This window comes from Mesorhizobium sp. BR1-1-4 (assembly GCF_020165375.1).
Lineage (GTDB): Bacteria > Pseudomonadota > Alphaproteobacteria > Rhizobiales > Rhizobiaceae > Mesorhizobium > Mesorhizobium australicum.
Window position 1 is genome coordinate 216183 of sequence record NZ_JAIUIB010000010.1, and the last position, 16327, is coordinate 232509.

Here is a 16327-nt window from a genome sequence, read left to right on the forward strand (position 1 = left end):
GCGATTCGCCATCCGCTCGCAAGTCTCAGCCGCGCAGCACGCCGCCCGTCTGCTTGCCGACATTCTCGACGATGCGCTTGGCCAGCGCCTCGAAATCCTCGTCGGTCAACGTCTTCTCGACCGGCTGGATCGAGACTTCGATGGCGATCGACTTCTTGCCTTCGCCCAGCGACGCACCTTCGAACACGTCGAAGACCGAGGCAGCCGTGATCAGCTTCTTGTCGGCGGCAAGCGCGGCACGTACCAGCGTGCCGGCCTCGACTCCCTTGTCGACGACGAAGGCGAAGTCGCGCTTCACCGCCTGGAAAGCGGACAGGTGCAGCCTGGGCTTGGTCTTGGTCGGCTTGGCCTTCGGCTCGGGCACGGCGTCGACGAACACCTCGAAGCCGCAGAGCGGCCCCGAGACATCGAGCCCTTCCAGCGTCTTCGGATGGAACTCGCCGAACGTGCCGAGCACGGTCTTCGGGCCAAGCTTGATCGTTCCGGAGCGGCCGGGATGGTACCAGGCGGGTCCGCCGGCCTCGATCTGCAGCCGGTCGACCGGTGCGCCACAGGCTTCGAGCGCGGCGATCGCATCCGCCTTCGCGTCGAACACGCCGACCGGGCCCGAATTGCCGGCCCAGTTGCGGCCGGAGCCGTCGAGCTTGGCCGTGCCGCGGCGCACGCCGGCGGCGACGCGCCGCTGCTGGTCGGCGCCGTCGCCCTCATAGGTGCCCGAGACCTCGAACAGCGCCACGTCGCCGATGCCCTTGTCGGCGTTGCGCTGCGCGGCCGAAATCAGCCCCGGCAGCAGCGAGGGCCGCATGTCGGACATGTCGGCGGCGATTGGGTTGGCAAGCTTCAGCGCCGTCTGGCCGCCGCCGAACAGTTCGGCGTGTTTGGCCGGGATGAACGACCAGGTAACGGCCTCCATCATGCCGCGCACCGCAAGCGAACGCTTCGCGGCACGGGTGCGGATCTGCAGCGTGGTCAGGATCTTGCCGTTGACCACGTCATGCGCGCCGAGCGGCTGCGGCGCGATATTGTCGACGCCATGGATTCGCATGACCTCCTCGACCAGATCGGCCTTGCCGTCGACATCGGGCCGCCAGGACGGCACGGTCACGTCGACGACGTCGCCCGATCCCTGCGCGTGGAAGCCGAGACGCGACAGGATGTCGAGGCTCTCCGCCTTTGGCACCTCGATACCGGTCAGCCGTTTCACTTCCGACAGCGGAAGCGACACGATCTTCGGCTGATGCCCGGCATAGCCGGCCACCTCGGCCTCGGTCGGCGTGCCGCCGCAGAAATCGATCACCAGCTTGGTCGCCAGTTCGATGCCCGGCACCATGAATTCAGGGTCGACACCGCGCTCGAAACGGTAGCGCGCGTCGGTGATGATGCCGAGCGTGCGGCCGGTGCGGGCCGTGGTGATCGGGTCCCAAAGAGCGGATTCGATCAGCACGTCCGTCGTGTTCTCGTCACAGCCGGAGTGTTCGCCACCCATGATGCCGGCAATGGACTCGACGCCATTGTCGTCCGCGATCACGCACATCTCCGGCGTCAGCGTGTATTCGCGCCCGTCGAGCGCCTGCACCTTTTCGCCATTCTTGGCGCGGCGCACCACGAGGTTGCCGGCGACCTTGGCGGCATCGAAGACATGCAGCGGCCGTCCGCGATCGAAGGTGACGTAATTGGTGATGTCGACCAGCGCGCTGATCGGCCTCAGCCCAATGGCGATCAGCCGCTGCTGCAGCCATTTCGGCGAGGGCCCGTTCTTGACATCCTTGACCAGCCTGAGGGCGAAGCCGGGGCAAAGCTCCGGCGCTTCGATCGTCACCTTCACCGGGCACATGCCGTTGCCGACATGCGGCATGATCGCCCCGCCGACGAGGCGGCCAAGCCCGCTCGCCGCCAGATCCCGGGCGATGCCGTAGACGCTGGTGGCGTCGGGCCGGTTCGGCGTCAGATTGATCTCGATGACCGGATCGTCGAGATGCGCATAGGACGCAAAGCTGGTGCCGACCGGCGCATCCTCGGGCAGGTCGATGATGCCATTATGCTCGTCGGACAGTTCCAGTTCGCGCTCCGAACACATCATGCCATGGCTTTCGACGCCACGGATCTTGCCGACCGTCAGCGTCACGTCGATGCCGGGGACATAGGTGCCGGGCGCGGCGAAGGCGCCGATCAGGCCAGCGCGGGCGTTGGGCGCGCCGCAGACGACCTGCACCGGCGGCTTGCCGTCGCCGGTATCGACGGTCAGCACCCGCAGCCGGTCGGCGTCGGGATGCTGCACCGCCGTCAGCACCTTGGCGATGACGAAGGGTTTCAGCCCCGCCTTGTCGTCGACATGCTCGACCTCGAGGCCGATCGAGGTCAGCCGCTCGACGATTTCGGCCAGCGTGGCGTCGGTTTCAAGGTGATCCTTGAGCCAGGAGAGGGTGAATTTCATTGGGCTGTTCCGTGGTAGCTGGCAGCAGAAGTCTTCAGGGCCGTCACGCGCTCAGGCCTCCGAACAGCGTCGGCATGTCGAGCGGCCGGAAGCCGTAGTGCGACAGCCAGCGCACATCCGCGTCGAAGAAGGCGCGCAGGTCGGGCATGCCATATTTCAGCATGGCGATGCGGTCGATGCCCATGCCCCAGGCAAAGCCCTGGTACTCGTCGGGATCGAGTCCGCCGGCCCTGAGCACATTGGGGTGCACCATGCCGCAGCCCAGGATCTCCATCCAGTCGGAGCCTTCGCCGAAGCGCACTTCGCCGGGCCTGGAGCGGTCGCACTGGATATCGACCTCGAGGCTTGGCTCGGTGAACGGGAAGAAGGAGGGGCGAAAGCGCATCTTGACCTGCGGCACTTCGAAGAAGGCCTTGCAGAACTCTTCCAGCACCCACTTCATGTTGGCGACGTTGGCCGATTTATCGATCACCAGCCCCTCGACCTGATGGAACATCGGCGAGTGGGTGGCGTCGGAATCCTGGCGATAGGTCTTGCCCGGAATGACGATGCGGATCGGCGGCTTCTGCTTCTCCATGGTGCGGATCTGCACCGGCGAGGTATGAGTGCGCAAAAGCTTGCGCTCGCCCTTCTCGTCCGGCTGGAAGAAGAAGGTGTCGTGCATCTCGCGTGCCGGGTGGCCCTCCGGAAAATTCAGCGCGGTGAAATTATAGTAGTCGGTCTCGATATCGGGACCTTCGGCGATGGCGAAGCCGAGATCGCCGAAGATCGCGGCGATTTCGTCGATGACCTGGCTGATCGGATGGATGCGGCCGCGCTCGGCCGGCGACTGCCGCACCGGCAGCGTCACGTCGACCTTCTCAGCCGCCAGACGGGCGGCGATCGCCACATCCCTGAGTTCAGCCTTGCGGGCCGTCAGCGCCTCGGTGACACGGTTCTTGAGGCCGTTGATGGCCGGGCCCTTCACCTGCCGGTCCTCGGCGCTCATCGCGCCAAGCGTCTTCAGCATTTCCGAGATTGAGCCCTTCTTGCCAAGCGCCGAAACGCGCACCGCCTCGATCGACGTCTCGTCGGCGGCCGAGGCGATGTCAGCCATCAGGGTATTTTCGAGTGCATCAAGGCCAATGGTTGCGTCGTTCACGATCAAACTCGCTGCGTTGGAAGTCGGCTTAAGTGAAAGTCACTTTAAAAGTGAAATTTCAGGCAGAGACAAAAGAACCCGCGCCAGCCGTGCCAGCGCGGGTTCCCAAATCAGAATTTCGAATGCTTGGGAAGCGCTGGGCTCGGAGCCCGATCCCGAAAAGTTGCAGACTTTTCGGAAAAGATCGCGCTCCCCGCTAATTTCCCTGGAGCATGATGTTGTCCAAAAAGTCAGAAACTTTTTGGCATCATGCTCTAGGCGACAGCGCTTTCAAAAGCATTCGGAGTGGTGTTCTTGAGGTACTCAAGAGCAACCTTGGCCTTGGCCACCAGGGCGGCGAAAGCCTGCGGCTCGTGGATGGCCATGTCGGACAGGATCTTGCGATCGATCTCGATGCCGGCCTTGTTCAAACCGTCGATGAAGCGGCCATAGGTCAGGCCATGCTCGTGCGTCGCGGCGTTGATGCGCTGGATCCACAGCGCGCGGAACGAGCGCTTGCGGTTCTTGCGGTCGCGGTAAGCGTACTGCAGCGACTTTTCCACCGCCTGCTTGGCGATGCGGATGGTGTTCTTGCGGCGGCCGTAGAAGCCTTTCGCGGCTTTCAGAACCTTCTTGTGCTTGGCGTGCGAGGTGACGCCTCTCTTTACGCGTGCCATGTCATGATCTCCTTAAAAGCAATTCCAGGTGCCTGGCGGCGTTCCGTTCGAAATTGCGTAAAACTGATGCGTGTCCGGACCGAATGCCTTAGAGGCCGTTCGGCAGAAAATTCTTGATGACCTTCTTGCCATCCGGTTCAGCCAGAACCATCGTGCCGCGGGCATTTCGAATGAACTTGTTGGAACGCTTGATCATGCCGTGACGCTTGCCGGCCGCAGCCGACAGGACTTTACCCGTACCTGTGATCTTGAACCGCTTCTTGGCGGCCGATTTGGTCTTCATCTTGGGCATTTTGCTACTCCGTATTGTTGGCGCACGATCGCGCTTCTTGTTCGCTCCGGGCCGACCAAAGCCCGAAAAGCAAATGAAACCGCCACGGCATGCCCTGCCGGGCGGTTTTCTTGGAACGGCGGTGCTATAGATCAAAGATGGCGCGGGCGCAACACCCTCAGCACCGTGCGACGCACTGTCCCCGGTCAGGGCAGCCTAAACCAGACCGGCAGCATGCCCGACAACTGCGCGCCGTCGATCAGTTCGAAAGCCGGCAGCGCGATCAGGAACACCAGCCCGTCGAGCAGTGTGGTCAAAAGCAGGCTCGGCCTGAAGCTGCCGGTGTCGCCTTCCTGGTAGAGCGAAAGCTTGGGGAAGAAGCGCGGCACGCGTGCCAGATAGTCGGCATAGGGTGCACCGAGCGCCTCCTTGAGGAACTTCTCCTCGCGCAGGATGACGATATGGAAGGCACCGGCGCACAGAACCGCGAAAAGGATGATGCCGGAGAACGAGCCGATCTGCGCGCCGACGCCGGCGGCGGCCACGGTCGAGAACACGTAGAGCGGGTTGCGGGTGATCGAATAGGGGCCGCCGGTCACCACCTCGGAGGATTTGCGCCCGCCTATATAGAGCGTCGCCCAGAGGCGCCCGACGATGCCGAGGAAAATCAAGAGCACGCCGAACATCTCGATCGTTTCGTGCACCGGCGTGTCCGGCGGGAAGGTCGACTGGCCGAACAGCAGCGCCAGAAACAGCACCACCACGAGCACGGCAAGCACCAGCCGGCGCATCTGCTGGTAGTTGCCCAGCCCATGTTTGACGTCCTTGACGTCCGAAACCTTGTCGTTGGCCATGCGGGAATCCGATCGTCGAAGAGCTTTGCCGGCGATCGCAGCTTTGAGCTAAGAAATAAGGCGTCCCGCCGATCGCCGGGACGCCCTGTAGCACAATTCGGGCGGATTTGGAGCGCGATGTCCGGGCCTGACGTCATCGTGATCCAAGTGGGTTCCGCAAACCTTAGCGCGGCGCCAGCACCATCATCATCTGGCGGCCTTCGAGCTTCGGCTCGGCTTCCACCTTGGCGATGGTCGCCACCTCCTCGCGCACCTTGTTCAGAAGCTGCATGCCGAGTTCCATATGCGCCATCTCGCGGCCGCGGAAGCGCAGCGTCAGCTTGACCTTGTCGCCTTCCTCGAAGAAGCGGCGCACCGCCTTCATCTTGGTTTCGTAGTCATGGCTGTCGATGTTCGGGCGCATCTTGATCTCCTTGATCTCGATGACCTTCTGGTTCTTGCGCGCCTCGGCCGCCTTCTTCTGGTTGGCGTATTTCAACTTGCCGAGATCGAGGATTTTTACGACGGGGGGGACCGCGTTGGGCGATATTTCGACGAGATCGAGCCCGGCCTCTTCGGCGAGCAGCAATGCGTCGTTGATGGAAATATCGCCGCGATTCTGGCCGTCGGCGTCGATAAGCTGGACCCGGGGAACCCGGATGTCACGATTGGAGCGCGGCCCATCCTTGGTCGGCGCCGCTGCTTTGAAAGGTCTGCGAATGGTCGTGGTCTCCTTGGCCGTTTCGTTCGGGATTTGTCGGTCTTGATACGTGGACGCGCCAATGTGGTGAGCGCGCGGGCGGAGTCAATAGCACAGCATTGACAGAAAATCACCCTGATCGCTGGCCTGCACCAAACAAAGAAACAGCGCGAGTACTTTTCGCCACGCCTCCGGCTGTGCCACAAGGACCGCGTGCCAAAAGACGGGCCTGAGGAAAAAACCATGATCGCCACGCCCCCATCCTCTCTGGCTCCAACTTTTCTGGATGTCGACGGATCTGATATCGCGGTGCGCCATTCAGCCGGCTCGACGCCAGGCATCGTCTGGCTCGGCGGCTACAAGTCGGACATGCTGGGCACGAAGGCCGAGACGCTGTCGGACTGGGCGGCACGGGAAGGCCGGGCCTTCCTGCGGCACGACTATTCCGGTCATGGCGAATCCGGTGGCGCCTTCGCCGACGGCACGATCTCGAAATGGCTTGCGCAAAGCCTGGCCGTCTTCCGGCATTTCGCCAAAGGCGATCAGATCCTGGTCGGCTCGTCGATGGGCGCCTGGATCGCGCTGCGCATGGTGCAGGAATTGCGCAAGGCGGGCGACGCAAACGTCGTCGGCCTGGTGCTGCTGGCCCCGGCGCCGGATTTTACCAGCGACCTGATCGAGCCGGTGCTGACCAAGCCACAGAAGCGCGATCTCGCCGAAAAGGGCTTCTTCGCGGAACCCTCGGATTATTCCCCCGAGCCTTACGTCTACACCCGCGCCCTGATCGAGGATGGGCGCGATAACCGGGTGATGACCGGGCCGATCGACACGCATTGCCCGGTTCACATCCTGCAGGGACTGGCCGACGCCGACGTGCCGTCGAGCCATGCCTTGAGGCTGGTCAGTCTGCTGCCGGCCGACGATGTCACGCTGTCGCTGATCCCTGACGGCGACCACCGCCTGTCGCGGCCGCAGGATCTCGACATGCTGGTGCGGGCGGTCGGCGATATGGCCAGGCGAGGCCAGTGACGATGCGCCTGTCCATCCCGATCTCCGCCTTCGTCGCGGCCATCGTCGGTTTCGGCGGCACGCTGGCCATCGTCATTGCCGCCGCCAAGGCGGTCGGCGCGACGCAGGTCGAGACGGCAAGCGGTGTGACGGCGATCTGCCTGGCCATGACCGTCGAGTGCCTGTGGCTGTCATGGCGCACGAAAATGCCTGTCATCACCGCCTGGTCGACGCCAGGCCTTGCACTGGTCGCCGCCTCGAGCGGCTTCTCGATGGGCGAGGCCGTCGGCGCCTATATCGTCACGGGCGTGCTGCTGGTCGCTACCGGCCTGTTTGGGCCGCTGACCCGGCTGATATCGAGAATACCGGCTTCGGTCGCCTCCGGCATGCTGGCCGGCATCGTCGTCACCTTCGCCATCAATGCCATGAAGGCCATTCCGGCGGACCCTTGGCTCATCCTGCCGCTGATCGCGGCATTCTTCGTCATCCGGCTGTTCAATCCGGCGCTGTCGGTGCTGGCGGTGCTGGTTGGCGGTGGCCTTGCCGCCTTCCTTACGGGCCGTGTCGGCGGCCTGCCCGCGCCCGAACTGTCGACACTGACGTTTATCGCTCCCCATTTCACCGCCAAGGCGATCATCGGCCTGGCGCTGCCGCTCTACCTCGTCACCATGGCTTCGCAGAACCTGTCGGGGCTGGCGGTACTGCGGGCGGCCGGCTACCACCCTGAACCTGGCCCGCTGATCGGCGTCACCGGCCTGTTTTCGCTCCTGTCGGCACCATTCGGTGCCGGAACCACCAATCTGGCCGCGATCTCGGCGGCCATCTGCACCGGCCCTGACGTCCATCCCGATCCCGCCGAGCGCTGGAAGACCGGGCCGTTCTACGCGCTTGCCTATCTCGTCTTCGCAATTTTCGGCGCTTCGCTGGTGGCGATCTTCGCCGTCCTGCCGCAGACCCTGATCGTGCTGGTGGCGGGACTTGCGCTGATGGGGTCGCTCGCCAACGCGCTGGCGATCGCGCTGAAGGACGAGAGCGAGCGCATGGCCGCAACCGTCACCTTCGTCGTGACCGCCTCCGGGCTGACGCTGTTCGGTGTCGGCGCCGCATTCTGGGGCCTGATCGCCGGGTTGGTCGTGCTTTTCCTCGATATGCTCAAAAAGCGATAATCATTTCAGGCCCTTGTTCGGTTTTGGCGGACATTGTCTTGAATCGCCGTTTTCGCCTTCCCATTTCGATTCCACGCAGCCGGTTCTGGCTGTCTCCAACCGAAGGAATGGGAGAAAATGAACACATCTGCATTGATCCGCCCGGCCTGGACGCCGGCGACCATCGCGTTGATGGTGATCGGTTTCATGGTGTTCTGGCCGCTCGGCTTCGCCATGCTCGCCTACATCATCTGGGGCGACCGGCTCGAGGGCTTCAAGCGTGACGTCAACCGCGCGACCGACGGCATCTTCGCCGGCTGCCGCCGTGGCTCCGACAAGGCCGCGCGCTGGGGCAACGGCTCCGCCCGCACCGGCAACGTCGCTTTCGACGACTGGCGCGAAAAGGAGCTTGAGCGTCTGAACGAAGAGCGCCGCAAGCTCGACGAGATGCTGACGCAGTTCGACGAGTATGCCCGCGAATTGCGCCGCGCCAAGGATCAGGACGAGTTCGACCGGTTCATGGCCAACCGCAACAAGTCGACCGCGCCGGCCAAGACCGATCCGAGCACCGGAACGACCCCCACCAAGCGTGGCAAAGGCTCGAACCTGCTCGACGACTGAAGCCCGGCGACAGGGCCAAGGTATGATGACGGCGTCGCGCGAGCGGCGCCGTTTCTTTTTTGTTCTATTCGTTCTCCTCGAATCGCGTATCGTCCCGCCATGACCATCGGGTTCTTCCGCAATCTGACGAAGCCCAAACCCACGCCTGTGGTGGAGCGGGAATATTGCGTCGCCGGCCGCACGCTGCCGCTCAAGATCGTCGAGAGCGCCAGGGCAAAGCGTCTGACGCTGCGCATCGATTCCGGCGGACAGGGCCTGCGCATAACCGTGCCGCCGGGCCTGCGCCGCGGTGAAGTGGACAGGTTCCTCGACCGCCACCAGGGCTGGCTGGAACAGCGGCTGGCCAAGGTGCCGACACGGCCGCAGGTGCGTCCGGGCATAAAGATTCCGGTACGCGGCGTGGCCCACCGTATCGTACATGAGCCGTCAAAGCGCGGCACTGTCACCATATCGCGCGACGACCGCGGCCCGCTGCTGATCGTGCATGGCGACCGCATCCATCTGCCGCGCCGCATCGCCGATTTTTTGAAACGCGAGGCCAAGAAGGAAATCGAAAAGCTGGTCGTCAAGCATACGGAGGCGCTTGGCAAGCGCGCCAAGGCGATCCGCTACAAGGACACCTCCAGCCGCTGGGGCTCCTGCACTTCGGAAGGCAATCTGTCCTTTTCCTGGCGCATCATGATGGCGCCGCAGCCTGTCATAAACTACCTCGTCGCGCATGAGGTGGCGCATCTCAAGGAGATGAACCACGGGCCGAAATTCTGGAAACTATGCGAAAAGCTCTGCCCCGACACCGAGCGCTGCAAGGATTGGCTGAAGCGCAATGGCGGCGCCCTGCAGGCGATTGTGTTCGAGTAGGGCGCCTCAATCATCATTCGCCGCATTGAGCTCATCCGGCCGCAACCCTTCGTCAGCATGATGCGGCCAGGGTAGAAAGTTCCGATCGAAAGCCTCGCCGCCGAAATAATCCAGCGCCCGATGCGCCTCGGCGCCGTTGAAGGCGGCCCTGTCCATGAGGTGCGCTATGACCTCGCGCGCCTGCGCGATCTTCTGCTTCAGTTCGGCAACGGTCTGGTCGGCCATGGCTGTGCTCCCGCCTTGCATGCTGTCCATCCATAGGTAGCGCCTTTGGCCTTGCCGGCAAACAGCATGCTTTTTCTCGACTCTTGGCGCTTTTCGTGCCAATTCCGCGCCATGGCGCTCGACATCAAGATCTGCGGCTTGAAGACCGACCAGGCAATGGCCGCGGCCCTGGCCGGCGGCGCCAGCCATGTCGGGTTCATTTTCTTTCCAAAAAGCCCGCGTTATGTTGAGCCGGCCGAAGCCGGCCGTCTGCGCGAAGCGGCTCGTGGCAAGGCCTCGGCGATTGCCGTCACCGTCGATGCCAGAGACGCCTTCCTCGACGAAATCGTCGAAAAGCTGCAGCCCGACATGCTGCAACTGCACGGCTCCGAAACCCCCGAGCGAGTGGCTGAACTGAAAGCCCGCCATGGGCTGCCGGTGATGAAGGCGTTGCCGCTCAGCGAGGCCGCCGATCTCGAACGGATAAAGCCGTTTGTCGGCATCGCCGACCGGTTCCTGTTCGACGCCAAGCCTCCAAAGGGCTCGGAGCTGCCGGGCGGCAATGGCGTCGCCTTCGACTGGCGCATTCTCGCTGGCCTTGACGCCGGGATCGATTACATGCTTTCCGGTGGGCTCAACGCCGCCAACATCGGCGATGCCCTTAGGCTGGCCAATCCGCCCGCGATCGACATTTCGTCAGGCGTGGAAAGCGCCCCGGGCGTCAAGGATCCGGCGCTGATCGAACAGTTTTTCCGGGCCGTCAGGGCCGCGCGGGACGACCGCGCTGCCTGAACAAAATTTCGAACCCTGAGCATGTCCCGGAAAAGTGGGAACCGGTTTTCCGACAGGACATGCTCAAAAGTACAGATCTAGGAGATCGGCGATGAACAAGCCGGCGACACCCAATTCCTTCCGCACCGGACCCGACGAACAGGGCATGTTCGGCATTTTCGGCGGTCGTTTCGTTGCCGAAACGCTGATGCCGCTGATCCTCGACCTGGAGAAAAACTGGAACGAGGTCAAGAACGATCCGGATTTCAGGGCTGAACTGACCGGTCTTTCGACCCATTATGCCGGACGGCCGTCGAAGCTCTACTTCGCCGAGGGCCTGACCAGGCATCTTCGTGAGGTTTCCTCGGCGAAAGGCCTCGGGGGGGGCGCGAAAGTCTATTTCAAGCGCGAGGATTTGAACCATACCGGTTCGCACAAGATCAACAACTGCCTGGGCCAGATCCTGTTGGCCAAGCGCATGGGCAAGAAGCGCATCATCGCGGAGACCGGTGCCGGCCAGCATGGCGTGGCGTCCGCCACGGTCGCGGCCCGCTTCGGCTTTCCCTGCGTCGTCTATATGGGCGCGACCGACGTTGCTCGGCAGAGCCCCAACGTCTTCCGCATGAAGCTGCTCGGCGCCGAAGTGCGGCCCGTCACCGCCGGTCACGGCACGCTGAAGGACGCCATGAACGAAGCCCTTCGTGATTGGGTGACCAATGTCGAGGACACCTATTATTTGATCGGCACCGCCGCCGGTCCGCACCCCTATCCCGAACTGGTGCGCGATTTCCAGTCGGTGATCGGAACCGAGGCGCGCGCGCAGATCCTCGAACAGGAGGGGCGGCTGCCCGACACCATCATCGCCGCCGTCGGCGGCGGGTCCAATGCCATCGGCATGTTCCATCCCTTCCTCGATGACAAGGAAGTTCGTATCATCGGCATCGAAGCCGGCGGGCGCGGCCTCGACGGCATCGAGCATTGCGCCTCGATGAATGCCGGCTCCCCCGGTGTGCTGCACGGCAACCGCACCTATCTCTTGCAGAATGCCGACGGCCAGATCATGGACGGCCATTCGATCTCGGCCGGCCTCGATTATCCCGGCGTCGGCCCGGAGCATTCCTGGCTGCGCGACTCCGGCCGTGTCGACTATGTGCCGATCCTTGACGACGAGGCGCTCGAGGCCTTCAAGCTGACGACGCGCGTCGAAGGCATCATCCCGGCGCTGGAATCCGCGCACGCCATCGCCCATGCGGTCAAGATCGTGCCCGCCATGGACAAGGACCAGATCGTCATCGTCAACCTGTCCGGCCGTGGCGACAAGGACGTCCACACGGTGGCCTCGATGCTGGGCATGGAGATCTAGGCCCTTTGGACCGTTCGACCTGGGAGTTGATTATGAGCAAAATTCGTCCAAAGGGCCTGACATGACAACCCGCATCGACCGCCGCATGGAGAAGCTGAAGGCCGAAGGCCGCCCGGCGCTCGTCACCTATTTCATGGGGGGCGACCCCGACTATGCAACCTCGCTGTCGATCATGAAGGCGCTGCCCGGCGCCGGCTCCGACATCATCGAGCTCGGCATGCCGTTTTCCGACCCGATGGCCGACGGCCCGGCGATCCAGGCGGCGGGCCTCAGGGCGCTCAAAGGCGGCCAAACGCTGGTCAAGACGCTGAAGATGGCGTCGGACTTCCGCGCCGGCGACGATGAAACGCCGATCGTGCTGATGGGCTACTACAACCCGATCTACATCTATGGCGTCGACCGCTTCCTGAAGGACGCGATCGCCAGCGGCATCGACGGGCTGATCGTCGTCGACCTGCCGCCGGAGATGGATGAGGAACTCTGCATCCCGGCGCTGAAGGCCGGCATCAATTTCATCCGGCTGGCGACGCCGACCACCGACGACAAGCGCCTGCCCAAGGTGCTGCAGAACACATCCGGCTTCGTCTACTACGTGTCCATGACCGGCATCACCGGCTCGGCGCTTGCCGACACCGGCAAGGTCGCCACAGCGGTCCAGCGCATCAAGGGTCACACCAACCTGCCGGTCTGCGTCGGGTTCGGCGTCAAGACCGCCGAACAGGCGCGCGTGATCGGGGCCAACGCCGACGGCGTGGTCGTCGGCACGGCGATCGTCAACGCGGTCGCGAACGTGCTGGGGCCGAAGGGTGAAAAGACCGCCGATCCGGCGGAGGCAGTCGCCACGCTGGTCAGCGGCCTTGCGCAAGGCGTGCGCTCGGCCCGCCTTGCTGCCGCCGAATAGTTTCCCTACGTCTTTACCCAACTCTTCGTCAGGACAGGAGCCGAAGCGATGAACTGGATCACCAATTACGTTCGCCCGAAAATCAATTCGATGCTCGGCCGGCGCACCGACATGCCCGAGAATCTCTGGATCAAGGATCCCGAGACCGGCGAGATGGTGTTCCACAAGGACCTGGAATCCAACCAGTTCGTCATCCCGTCTTCCGGCCATCACATGAAGATCTCGGCCAAGGAGCGGCTGAAATTCTTCTTCGATGACGGCAAGTACGAGACCCTGGACAATCCCAAGGTCATGCAGGATCCGCTGAAGTTCCGCGACGAGAAACGCTATGTCGACCGGCTGAAGGACGCCAAGGCCAAGACCGGCCTGGAAGACGCCATCATCAATGCGCTGGGGACCGTCGAGGGCTTGCCGGTGGTGGTGACGGTGCAGGATTTCGCTTTCATGGGCGGTTCGCTCGGCATGGCTGCGGGTGATGCCATCGTGCATGGCTTCGAGGTCGCCTTGCAGCGCAAGCGGCCGTTGATCCTGTTCGCCGCCTCCGGTGGCGCGCGCATGCAGGAAGGTATTTTGTCCCTCATGCAATTGCCGCGCACCACGGTTGGTGTTGATAGGCTGAAGGAAGCCGGCCTGCCCTACATCGTCGTGCTGACCAACCCGACCACCGGCGGCGTCACCGCCTCCTATGCCATGCTGGGCGACGTGCACATCGCCGAGCCCGGCGCGCTGATCGGTTTTGCCGGGCCGCGTGTTATCGAACAGACCATCCGCGAGAAATTGCCGGACGGCTTCCAGCGCTCCGAATATCTGATGGAGCATGGCATGGTCGACATGGTGGTGTCGCGGCTGGAGCTGCGCGAGACCATCGCCCGCCTGTTGAAGATGCTGCTCAAGATGCCGGAAGAGCAAAAGCCTCTGGAACCGGAAATCCTGCCGCCGGCCGTGGTTGCCGCCGACGTCCGGCCGCAAGCTTGACGCTACACCGACCTAACGCGAGACTGGCCTGACGCGACATTGGCCGCCGCGAACAGCGATTGCGCGGCATCCGTTGCACGCTGTAGCCTTTTGATAGCCGTGGTCTTTGCGGGAGCGATTCTGGCTCCAGGCCATGCACGGGATTCGCCATGACGACGCTTGCCGCGGACCGCGAAATCGAAGCCCTGATGGCGCTTCACCCGAAGGGTTTCGACCTTTCGCTCGACCGCATCACGCGGCTGTTGGAACGGTTGGGCAGTCCGCAGGACCTGCTGCCGCCGGTCATCCACATCGCTGGCACCAACGGCAAGGGTTCCTGCGCCGCCTTCTCGCGGGCGCTGCTGGAAGCCTCCGGCCGGCTCGTCCATGTCCACACCTCGCCACATCTGGTCAGCTGGCACGAGCGCTACAGGCTGGCCGCCGAAGGCGGGGGCAGGCTGGTCGACGACGACATCTTCGCGGAGGCCATTGCCCGCGTTGCCAAGGCCAATGCAGGCCAGAAGATCACCGTCTTCGAAATTCTCACCGCCGTCACCTTCATCCTGTTTTCGGAACATCCGGCCGATGTCGCGATCATCGAGGTCGGTCTTGGCGGCCGTTTCGACGCCACCAATGTCGTCGCGCGGCCGGCCGTGTCGGTGATCATGCCGGTGTCGATGGACCATGAGGCCTATCTCGGCGATCGCGTCGAACTGATCGCCGCCGAAAAGGCCGGGATCATGAAGCGTGGCTGCCCGGTGGTCATCGGCGCGCAGGAAAGCGAGACGGCGCTGCAGGTGCTGATCGACGCCGCCGAGCGGTTGGAATGCCCGACCCTGGTCTACGGGCAGGATTTTCTCGCCTTCGAGGAAAACGGCCGCATGGTCTACCAGGACGATGATGGGTTGATGGATCTGCCGCCGCCGCGGCTGCTCGGTCGCCACCAGTTCGCCAATGCGGCTGCTGCGATCGCCGCGGTCAAGGCGGCCGGCTTCGAGATCAGCCACCGCGCCGCCGAGAAGGCAATGACCAACGTCGCCTGGCCGGGCCGCATGCAGAAGCTGGCGCAGGGCCGGCTGGCGGAACTGGCGCCGAAGGGCGCCGACATCTGGCTCGACGGCGGCCATAATCCCGGCGCTGGCGTCGTCGTCGCCGAAGCGCTGGCCGAGCAGGAAGAAAAGAACCCGCGTCCGCTCTTCCTCATTTCCGGCATGATCAACACCAAGGACCAGGCCGGCTATTTCCGCGCCTTCAAGGGCCTCGTCCGGCATGTCTACACCGTGCCCGTGAGCATGAGCGATGCCGGTGTGCCGAATGACGAACTGGCGATCCGTGCCACGGAAGCCGGGCTGACGGCCGAGCCGGTAAGCTCCGTCGCCAGCGCCCTGATGCTGCTGCGCGACACCTGGGACGGCCCAACGCCGCGCATCCTGATCGGCGGGTCGCTCTACCTGGCCGGCGCGGTTCTCGCCGAGAACGGCACGCCCCCAACCTGAGGCCGTCCATCGCCTCGTCATTTCCCGGCGTAGCGAGGAGCGAAGCGAAGCAGCGCAGACCCCAGGAACCGCGACTTCAAAGCGCCGCAGCGGTGCGGAATTTCCTTCCGCTGTATTCGTCGATGGCCGTCACAGCATGGATGCCTGGGCCTTCGCGACGGAGCTTCGCTCCTGCTTCGCCCTGATATGGAGTTAAGGAGGCTTCGGTCAGCGTCAGAGGTGCCGCTTACTTCAGCTCGATCTCGATAAAAGCGTACTCGCCCTCATTGGCGCTGACGACATCGTGTTCCACTCCCTCCTTGCGGAAATACGGCGCGCCTTTCTTCATCTCGGCGAAGGTTTCGCCGTCCTTGGTCACCAGCTTCAGCTTGCCGTCCATCAGCGGCACCACGACATAGTCGTGGCCGTGGCGATGCCAGCCGGTGTTGTCGCCCGGCTGGAAGCGGTACTCGGTGACGATGACGCGTTCGTTGTCGATGAAGACGGTGGCCTTGGCGGATCCGGTCATTTCTCTCTCCCTGCTTCTGCTGCCAACAGAGGACATGGAGTGGCCCGATGTGAGGGCCAGAGCGGCGCACCGATGACGCCAACAAAAAGCCCGGCGCGATGGCCGGGCTCAATGCTTCGAATTCAGATGGCATCAGGCGAGATTGCCATTGACCCAGTGCGACAGTGCGGTCTTGGGCGCGGCGCCAACCTTGATGTCGGCCACTTCGCCGCCCTTGAAGATCATCAGCGTCGGGATCGAGCGCACGCCAAACTGGGCGGCAAGCTCGGGATTCTCGTCGATATTCAGCTTGGCGATCTTGACCTTGGCGCCGAGCTCGGTGGCGATGTCCTCAAGCGCCGGTGCGATCATCTTGCAAGGGCCACACCATTCCGCCCAGAAATCAACCACAACCGGCACCTGGGCATTAAGCACGTCAGCCTGGAAATTGTTCTTGTCGACCTTGACGGTGGTCATGCTAAAA

Annotated in this window: 18 protein-coding genes; 9 read left to right on the forward strand and 9 right to left on the reverse strand. The window is 63.4% G+C overall.

Annotation, left to right across the window (positions count from 1 at the left end; all coding sequences use genetic code 11):
* Positions 1-25 precede the first annotated feature (25 nt).
* The 6 genes from pheT to infC form a co-directional block, all read right to left on the reverse strand.
* Complete coding sequence (pheT, locus tag LB571_RS22440) at positions 26-2434, reverse strand: phenylalanine--tRNA ligase subunit beta (RefSeq protein WP_224598020.1); 2409 nt, start codon at positions 2432-2434, stop codon at positions 26-28.
* A gap of 43 nt (positions 2435-2477) precedes the next feature.
* Entirely contained in the window at positions 2478-3530 is a 1053-nt protein-coding gene (pheS, locus tag LB571_RS22445) for a phenylalanine--tRNA ligase subunit alpha (protein WP_224525363.1), read from the reverse strand.
* A gap of 299 nt (positions 3531-3829) precedes the next feature.
* Positions 3830-4231 carry a 50S ribosomal protein L20 gene (gene rplT, locus LB571_RS22450; protein ID WP_006201247.1) on the reverse strand — a complete coding sequence of 134 codons (402 nt, stop codon included), beginning with the start codon at positions 4229-4231 and terminating at the stop codon, positions 3830-3832.
* A gap of 88 nt (positions 4232-4319) precedes the next feature.
* Positions 4320-4523: a 50S ribosomal protein L35 gene (gene rpmI, locus LB571_RS22455; protein ID WP_006201248.1), complete on the reverse strand. Its 204-nt coding sequence runs from the start codon at positions 4521-4523 to the stop codon at positions 4320-4322.
* A 185-nt stretch (positions 4524-4708) separates the two neighbouring features.
* The gene (locus LB571_RS22460) at positions 4709-5356 is read right to left on the reverse strand and encodes a methyltransferase family protein (protein WP_140660118.1); all 648 of its coding nucleotides are present in this window, start codon (positions 5354-5356) and stop codon (positions 4709-4711) included.
* Between the two features lie 163 nt (positions 5357-5519).
* On the reverse strand, positions 5520-6056 hold the full coding sequence (infC, locus tag LB571_RS22465) for a translation initiation factor IF-3 (RefSeq protein WP_023772325.1): 537 nt from the start codon (positions 6054-6056) through the stop codon (positions 5520-5522).
* 222 nt (positions 6057-6278) lie between these two features.
* Here infC and LB571_RS22470 point away from each other — a divergent pair, with 222 nt between their 5' ends.
* From LB571_RS22470 to LB571_RS22485, 4 genes are all read left to right on the forward strand, one after another.
* A complete protein-coding gene (locus tag LB571_RS22470) occupies positions 6279-7064 on the forward strand; it encodes an alpha/beta hydrolase (protein WP_140719148.1) in 786 nt (261 codons plus the stop codon).
* Positions 7065-7066: 2 nt separating this feature from the next.
* Positions 7067-8209 carry a benzoate/H(+) symporter BenE family transporter gene (locus LB571_RS22475; protein WP_140876183.1) on the forward strand — a complete coding sequence of 381 codons (1143 nt, stop codon included), beginning with the start codon at positions 7067-7069 and terminating at the stop codon, positions 8207-8209.
* A gap of 117 nt (positions 8210-8326) precedes the next feature.
* Positions 8327-8809 carry a DUF2852 domain-containing protein gene (locus LB571_RS22480; RefSeq protein ID WP_127873324.1) on the forward strand — a complete coding sequence of 161 codons (483 nt, stop codon included), beginning with the start codon at positions 8327-8329 and terminating at the stop codon, positions 8807-8809.
* Between the two features lie 99 nt (positions 8810-8908).
* Positions 8909-9667, forward strand: coding sequence for a M48 family metallopeptidase (locus LB571_RS22485; RefSeq protein ID WP_224598025.1), 759 nt, complete (start codon positions 8909-8911; stop codon positions 9665-9667).
* Between the two features lie 6 nt (positions 9668-9673).
* Here LB571_RS22485 and LB571_RS22490 read toward each other — a convergent pair whose 3' ends face one another.
* A complete protein-coding gene (locus LB571_RS22490) occupies positions 9674-9892 on the reverse strand; it encodes a hypothetical protein (protein WP_140711650.1) in 219 nt (72 codons plus the stop codon).
* Positions 9893-10003: 111 nt separating this feature from the next.
* Between LB571_RS22490 and LB571_RS22495 the strand changes: the two genes are divergently transcribed.
* The 5 genes from LB571_RS22495 to LB571_RS22515 all read left to right on the forward strand — a co-directional run bounded on the left by LB571_RS22495 (position 10004) and on the right by LB571_RS22515 (position 15356).
* Positions 10004-10663 (forward strand): phosphoribosylanthranilate isomerase, encoded by a 660-nt coding sequence (locus LB571_RS22495; RefSeq protein ID WP_140712443.1) that lies wholly within the window; start codon positions 10004-10006, stop codon positions 10661-10663.
* A 91-nt stretch (positions 10664-10754) separates the two neighbouring features.
* Complete coding sequence (gene trpB / locus LB571_RS22500) at positions 10755-12005, forward strand: tryptophan synthase subunit beta (RefSeq protein ID WP_015314371.1); 1251 nt, start codon at positions 10755-10757, stop codon at positions 12003-12005.
* A gap of 61 nt (positions 12006-12066) precedes the next feature.
* Complete coding sequence (trpA, locus tag LB571_RS22505; protein ID WP_224598041.1) at positions 12067-12906, forward strand: tryptophan synthase subunit alpha; 840 nt, start codon at positions 12067-12069, stop codon at positions 12904-12906.
* Between the two features lie 48 nt (positions 12907-12954).
* Entirely contained in the window at positions 12955-13881 is a 927-nt protein-coding gene (gene accD / locus LB571_RS22510; protein WP_224598044.1) for an acetyl-CoA carboxylase, carboxyltransferase subunit beta, read from the forward strand.
* 149 nt (positions 13882-14030) lie between these two features.
* Entirely contained in the window at positions 14031-15356 is a 1326-nt protein-coding gene (locus LB571_RS22515) for a bifunctional folylpolyglutamate synthase/dihydrofolate synthase (protein ID WP_224598046.1), read from the forward strand.
* 226 nt (positions 15357-15582) lie between these two features.
* Here LB571_RS22515 and LB571_RS22520 read toward each other — a convergent pair whose 3' ends face one another.
* A complete protein-coding gene (locus LB571_RS22520) occupies positions 15583-15864 on the reverse strand; it encodes a cupin domain-containing protein (protein WP_015314367.1) in 282 nt (93 codons plus the stop codon).
* A gap of 132 nt (positions 15865-15996) precedes the next feature.
* Positions 15997-16320: a thioredoxin gene (gene trxA, locus LB571_RS22525; RefSeq protein ID WP_015314366.1), complete on the reverse strand. Its 324-nt coding sequence runs from the start codon at positions 16318-16320 to the stop codon at positions 15997-15999.
* Between the last annotated feature and the right edge of the window lie 7 nt (positions 16321-16327).